At 71.0% G+C, this 6,455-nt stretch carries 7 protein-coding genes; 3 read left to right on the forward strand and 4 right to left on the reverse strand.

The window, feature by feature from the left end; translation table 11 throughout:
* Positions 1-195: 195 nt before the first annotated feature.
* Entirely contained in the window at positions 196-1,401 is a 1,206-nt protein-coding gene (locus AC069R_RS27085) for a serine hydrolase domain-containing protein (protein ID WP_478769406.1), read from the reverse strand.
* A gap of 195 nt (positions 1,402-1,596) precedes the next feature.
* On the opposite strand from AC069R_RS27085, the gene AC069R_RS27090 reads away from it, so the two are divergent.
* Positions 1,597-2,334, forward strand: coding sequence for an LmbU family transcriptional regulator (locus tag AC069R_RS27090; RefSeq protein ID WP_478769407.1), 738 nt, complete (start codon positions 1,597-1,599; stop codon positions 2,332-2,334).
* A gap of 42 nt (positions 2,335-2,376) precedes the next feature.
* On the opposite strand, the gene AC069R_RS27095 is transcribed toward AC069R_RS27090, so the two are convergent.
* Positions 2,377-3,024 (reverse strand): FMN-binding negative transcriptional regulator, encoded by a 648-nt coding sequence (locus tag AC069R_RS27095; RefSeq protein WP_478769408.1) that lies wholly within the window; start codon positions 3,022-3,024, stop codon positions 2,377-2,379.
* 347 nt (positions 3,025-3,371) lie between these two features.
* Between AC069R_RS27095 and argB the strand changes: the two genes are divergently transcribed.
* Both argB and AC069R_RS27105 read left to right on the forward strand, forming a co-directional pair.
* A complete protein-coding gene (gene argB, locus AC069R_RS27100) occupies positions 3,372-4,274 on the forward strand; it encodes an acetylglutamate kinase (RefSeq protein ID WP_478769409.1) in 903 nt (300 codons plus the stop codon).
* An 80-nt stretch (positions 4,275-4,354) separates the two neighbouring features.
* Positions 4,355-4,801, forward strand: a complete 447-nt coding sequence (locus AC069R_RS27105) for a hypothetical protein (protein WP_478769410.1) — start codon at positions 4,355-4,357, stop codon at positions 4,799-4,801.
* A gap of 27 nt (positions 4,802-4,828) precedes the next feature.
* Here the strand turns inward: AC069R_RS27105 and AC069R_RS27110 are convergent, their stop codons facing one another.
* Both AC069R_RS27110 and ddaH read right to left on the reverse strand, forming a co-directional pair.
* Complete coding sequence (locus AC069R_RS27110) at positions 4,829-5,290, reverse strand: nuclear transport factor 2 family protein (RefSeq protein ID WP_478769411.1); 462 nt, start codon at positions 5,288-5,290, stop codon at positions 4,829-4,831.
* 136 nt (positions 5,291-5,426) lie between these two features.
* Complete coding sequence (gene ddaH / locus AC069R_RS27115) at positions 5,427-6,272, reverse strand: dimethylargininase (protein WP_478769412.1); 846 nt, start codon at positions 6,270-6,272, stop codon at positions 5,427-5,429.
* Between the last annotated feature and the right edge of the window lie 183 nt (positions 6,273-6,455).

A 6,455-nucleotide genomic window follows, 5' to 3' on the forward strand; every position in this document is an offset into this window, starting at 1 on the left:
CAAGTCGGGATTGGAATTCATCAGGGGGTTTTTCGTGGATCAGCGGGTACCGGACGGCATCGTCCTGTCGACAGGACACCCGGCATCCGGCGCGCCCCGTGAATGCTCACGAACTTAGGTCCCGGACGCCCTCATCACAAGGGCGGCGAATTCCGGCGACCACCGGCTGAACCGGAATTCGAGCGGAATTGAAGGCTACTTGCCGCAGAACTCCGCTTCCAGTTCGGCGCCGAAGACGCCGAGCGGTGACTGCATGGACCAGCCCGTGCCGTCCAGCCAGTCGCCGTTGACGTTGGTGGAGAGCAGGTGGCGGCCGTCCCGAGTGCCGTAGGTGTACGTCCAGGAACCCTCGGTACCACCGAACTGGCCGTACACGGCGGTACCGCAGGACAGGGTGGTCGAGGAGACACCGGAGCCGTAGTTCATGCCCGGAATCCAGCTGGTGGTCTGCCGCATGGTCAGCATCTCCTGCAACTGGGCGGGCGGCAGCAGACGGCCGCGCAGCAGTGCGCCGAAGAAGGTGTCGAGGTCCCCGGTGGTGGAGATCATGTCACCGGTGGCGAAGACCCAGCCGGGGTTCAGCTCGGTGACGTCGTACGACGGGAGGCCGGAGCCGGTTTCGTTGAGGCGGGAGTACTCGCGGCCGTGCGGGCCGTCGATGCCGGTCTCACCGGCGGCCGGCTCGTACGTGCCGGTCAGGTGCAGCGGGCGGACGATCCGGTCGTCGATCTCGTCGGCCAGGCTGTGCCCGGTGGCCTTCTCGATGATCATGCCGGCCAATACGTAGTTGGTGTCGGAGTAGCCCCAGTTGGTGCCGGGGGGAAAGGCCGGCGGGTAGGCGACGGCGAGGCCGACCAACTGCTCGGGGGTCATGCTGTCGAAGCGGTGCTGGAGGAAGGGGGTGCCGATGACGGAGGACAGGACAGTGCTGGACATGACGTAGTTGAAGATCCCGCTGGTCTGGTTGAGCAGCTGGCGGACCGTGATCTCGCCGGCGTCGTAGCCGTTGCCCTCGACCAGGCCGGGCAGCCACTTCTCCACCGAGTCGTCCAGGCTCACCTTGTGCTCGGCGACCAGCTGGAGCATCACGGTGGCCACGAAGCTCTGGGTGGTGCCGCCGATCCGGAACCGGTTCTGCGGCTGCTGCTGCGCCCCCGTACCGAGATCGGCCACCCCGGCGCGGCCGAACCAGTTCCCCTTGCCGGCCTCGGTGATCTGCGCGGTGGCTCCGGGCAGCGCGCCCTCGCTCACCGCGCGGTCCAGCACATCCTGCACCGCGGCGTGGGGGCTCTGGCCGGTGGCTCTCGGGGTGGGTACGGCGTCGGCGGGTACGGCCGCCGTCATGGCCAGCGCCGCACCGGCTGCGAGCAGGCCGACGGCGGCGCGGATCCGGAGCTTCATGGGGTCCCCCTCGGGTGAAGTACGGCCCGCTGTCTGCGGGTTGCCACGACGTTGCGGGCGCCGGCTGGAGCACGGCACGTACGTCGCTGGAGGCGCGCGCACGGTGCCGGCGCGCGTGGCACAAGTCGTACTTCACGGGCACTCCAGGTCGGCGTGCCAGGCTCCCGCCTGTCCGCACGCGTCAAGGGAGGCCTGATGGCGATTCACGCCGGCAACGTCGAACGACCGGGGGACGGGGAGAGCGGGCCGGAGCGGACCGTGGTGCCGCAGCGCAGGCTCTCCGGGGAGCCGCCGCGGCGCGCTCAGGTGATGACCACGAAGGTCGGCCTGCGGATGCCCGCCGGCGCCTCCTTCGACGAATGGGAGCAGGCCGGCCGCCAGTTGTCCGGCATCGTCGACTCCTCGTCCTGGTGGCTCGGCGACTGGCTGGTGTTCGGCAAGGACCACTACGTGGACCGCTACCAGCACGGGATCCGGGCCGTCGGCCTCCAGTACCAGACCCTGCGCAACTACGCCTGGGTCTCCCGGCGGTTCGCGTTCGACCGGCGGCGTGCTGCGCTGACCTTCCAGCACCACGCGGAGCTCGCCTCGCTGCCGATGGACCAGCAGGAGATGTGGCTCGACCGCGCGGAGCGCAGCGGGTGGACCACCAAGCAGCTGCGCCGGGCCCTGCGTGCCTCCCGCGAGCCCGCCGGGCGCACCGGTACGTCCGTCGAGCCGGTCCGCCGGCTCGAACTGACCGGCAGCCGGCTCCAGTGGTGGCACCAGGCCGCCGACCGGTTGGGTGTCGACTTCGAGCAGTGGGTGACGGCGAGCCTCGACCGTGCGGCCGCCCACGTCCTGGAGGACATCGAGAACCTGCCCGACGTACGCGGGCTCACGAGCGTGGGCGCGCTGCCCGAGGCCGAGCGCCCGGCCGCCATCAGCGCCTGAGCGCACGCCCGTGCCGGGCCCCCGCGACGCGGGGCCGGGGCGTCACGGCAGGTCGCGGATGAGTTCGGCCGTCGCGCGCGCGTAGGTGCAGGCACTGGCGGCGAACGATTCCCGCACCCGCTCCCGGACCTCGCCGGGTTGCTCCTGGCTGAGCTTGAACATCCCGTCGGACCCGGTCACCCGCACCCGGAAAGCCCCGACGGCGGGCCCGATCTTGCGGAAGTAGCCGAGCGACTCGCTCATGTCCCAGCCGGTGCCGAAGTCGCGCTCGTAGGCCCGCACGGTGGCCTGCACCACGTCCATCGTGTCGTCGATCGAGTCGAACTTCTCCACCACGCCCTGTACGTGCACCGCGGTGAAGTCCCAGGTCGGGGCGGCCGGAGTCACCCCGTACACGGTCGGTGAGACATAGGCGTGCGGGCCGGTGAAGGTCAGCAGGACGGCGCCGCCGTCCTCGAGCGCCTTCCAGTGCGGGTTGCCCCGGTTCATGTGCGCGAGAAGTTGCAGCCCGGACAGGTCGGCCGGCAGACCGGTGCCGTCCTGGGCCGGGTCGCAGATCACCGGCAGATGGGTGGCGAAGGGGATGCCTCCGGGACTGCCGTTGGACACCGCGAGGGCCAGTGGATTTCCTCGGATCACCGCCATTTTCCACGAACTGTGGGGTTCTCGGTAGAAGCTCGGGACGAACATCCGGAATACATCCTCTCCCTGATCCGGCTCAAGACCGCCGTCCTGTCGACCGGACAGTGAACGCGCCGTCCGCGAGCCCGAGTTGAGCGGGCCTGCCGCGGCCTTTCCTCACTTCTCATGCTGACGCCAAAGGGTTCTTCCAGGCAATGCCGGACGGTGTCCCGCACATCGTCGGGGATTTCGTTCCACTCCCGTTCAAGCAGTCCCTCATTCACTTCCGAGCGGAAATGAATCATCATCCGAAGAGCAGGCGCCGCCGGCGCGGCCCCGCCTGTCCCGTCGACCGGACATCCAGTGGCCGTCGACCCGAACTCCAGCACTCTCACCGGTGATTGCGAGGTTTCCCCATGACGCCCAGTCCGCATCCGGCGCTGGCCAAGGCCCGGTCCGTCAGCGAGGCACTGCCGTGGCTGGCCCGCCACCAGGGCCGGACGGTCGTCATCAAACTGGGCGGGCACGCGATGGCCGACGCGGAACTGACCGCGGCCTTCGCCGGTGACGTCGCCTTCCTGCGCTACGCGGGACTGCGTCCCGTGGTCGTCCACGGCGGCGGCCCGCAGATCGACCGGGAACTCGAACACCGTGCCCTGCCCAGGGAGTTCAGGGCCGGCCTGCGCGTCACCTCCCCGCTCGCGATGGACGTCGTACGGATGGTGCTGGCCGGCCGGGTGCAGCGTGAACTGGTCGGCCTGATCAACCGGCACGGCCCGCTGGCCGTCGGCATGACCGGCGAGGACGGGGACACCCTCACCGCGACCCGGCTGACACCGTGGCTCGACGGCGAGCCGGTCGACATAGGGCGGGTCGGCTCCCTCACCCGAGTGGACACCACGACCGTGCGGACCTTGCTGGACGCCGGCCGGATCCCGGTGGTGTCCCCCGTCGCCCGCGGCGCCGAGGACCACGGCGTCTACAACGTCAACGCCGACACCGCGGCGGCGGCACTCGCGACCGCGCTGGGTGCCGAGGCACTGGTCATGCTGACGGACGTCGCGGGCCTGTACGCGGGCTGGCCGCACGGCGACGAGGTGATCCGGCGGCTCACGGCCGTCGAGCTGGAGAAGCTCCTGCCGGAGCTGAGCGACGGCATGGTCCCCAAGATGACCGGCTGTCTGCACGCCGTGCGCGGCGGTGTGGGCGTGGCCCGCGTGATCGACGGACGGGTCCCGCACTCGGTGCTCCTCGACATGTTCACCGAGGACGCGACCGGCACGACGATCGTCCCGGACGAGCCGGAGCTCCTGCCGTGAACGGGCAGCGGTCCGGGTCCGGCACCGGGGACCGCGGCGGTGGCGGACACCGGTACGGGAGCGAAGGCGGGGCGGCGCCCATGACGGACATTCGTGACCGTGCCGTCTCCGGCTCGCCCGAGCGCCGGCTCGTGCTGGTGGGCGCGCCGGGCACCGCGCCGACGGACCGGAGTACTGAACCGGCCCCGCCGTCCGACGGACCGGACGCCCCCGGATCCGGCGCCGCCGCATTCCAGGAGGCGGGCCGTGACGGCCCCCCGGACGCCCTCATCCGCCTGCGGTTCGGCGACGCGGTCGCACTGGCACGCGCCGAGGCCGCCTTCCACACCGCCGGTCCGGGTGCGGGCCTCGGCGACGCGTGCGGCGATGTCGCTTCGCTCACCCTGCGGATCTCGGGCGACGCCGGTGTCGAGACTGTGCGGGCCGTGCTCACGGTCCTCGACGCGGCGGCGCTCACCGCCGAGTCGCTCACCGTGCACACACACGAACTCGGCGACGTCTTCGCCGCGTTCACCAGCCTGCCCTAGGGACTCCGGGTGCCGCCGCGGCGCTGCTCAGGCCAGGTCGTCGCGGGTCACCCGGCGGTGCGCGCAGCGCCATTCACCCTGGCCGCGGACCAGGACGTCCTCCATGACGTAGGCGTACAGGATCTTGGCACCGCCGCCCACCGGCCCGGCGTACGCCAGCGCCGAGCAGCGGGTGCGCAGCGACCCGTCCGCCTGGGGCCGCACGTCGAGCATGCCGACCCAGTGATCGAGGCGCCCGCCGGCCTGCCGCTGCCGCGCCGCGCCCGCGCGCACATACCGGGCGAGCCCCTCCCGCGCGCGCACCGGACCCGGCAGGAGGGGCAGTTCGACGACGGCGTCCTCGGTGAAGGTGTGCACCCAGCTCTCGGTGTCGTGCGTGTCCAGGATCCGTGTCTGGAGCGCGTAGAAACGCTGCGCCTGCGCGTACAGGGCGGCGAACTCGCGGCCGCGCAGCGTGCCTTCGGCGGTGCTCGCCAACTCGACGGTCATGGTGCCGTCCCCGCCTCCGTCCGTGCCGCCAGGGAAGCCGAACCCGGTGCGCACAGCCTTCGCGGCCCGCCTCGGGGTTCTTTCGCGTGCTCCTCAAACGCTCAGGACCACGCTGGGTCTCGACGTGGGCGGCGGACTACAGCACGAGGGTGCAGCACTTGACGCTGCCGCCCGCCTTCAGCAGCTCGCCGAGTTGCACGCCGATCGGGTGGAAGCCGCGGTCCTTCAGCTTCTCGATGAGCCCGGTGGCCGCCTGCGGCAGCAGCACGTTCAACCCGTCGGAGAACGCGTTGAGGCCGAACACCGCCGCGTCCTCGTCCGTGGCCAGGATCGCGTCCGGGAACAGCTCCCGCAGCACCGCCCGGCTGCCCGGCGTGAACGCCGCCGGGTAGTACATGATCTCGGTCGGCGAGAGCACCGCGAGGGCGGTGTCCAGGTGGTAGAACTCCGGGTTGACCAGCGTCAGACCGGTCACCGGCAGTCCGAAGAACTCCTGCGCCTCGGTGTGTGAACGCGGATCGGTGCGGAAGCCGGTCCCGGCGAGGATCCGCCGCCCCACCCGCAGATAGTCGCCCTCGCCCTCGTTGATGAACTCCGGCCACAGGATGTCCTGATACCCATTGCGTTCGAACCAGTCCAGGTAGGCCGGCCCCTCCGCGGTCCGCTCCCGGTGCCTGAAGCGCGCGCCCAGTACCTTGCCGTCCACCACGGTGGCGCCGTTGGCCGCGAACACCATGTCCGGCAGCCCCTCGACCGGCTCGATCACCTCGACGGTGTGCCCGAGCGACACGTACAGCTCCCGCAGCGCTTCCCACTGCCGCAGCGAGGCCGCGGTGTCCGTCGGCTGCCGCGGGTCCATCCACGGGTTGATGCTGTACGTCACGTCGAAGTACTGCGGACGGCACATCAGCAGCCGGCGTGGGACCGCCTTCCGTTCGGCCCGGACGGCCCATTCCTCGTCGGCGACGCCGTTCGGATGCATGGTGGATCCTCCTTGTGAGAGTGCGGTGCGGGTACGAGCGCGAGCCCGGCGCAGCGAGAGTGTGCGCGCCGGGTGCCGGGTGCTGCCTCGGCCGGTGTCGGTGTCAGCCGGTGACGGTCCAGGTGTCGCTGCCTGCGAGGAGTGCGGCGAGGTCGCCTTTGCCTTTCTGTTCGAGGGCGGTGT

The sequence above is a fragment of the Streptomyces sp. NPDC043952 genome (assembly GCF_056435325.1).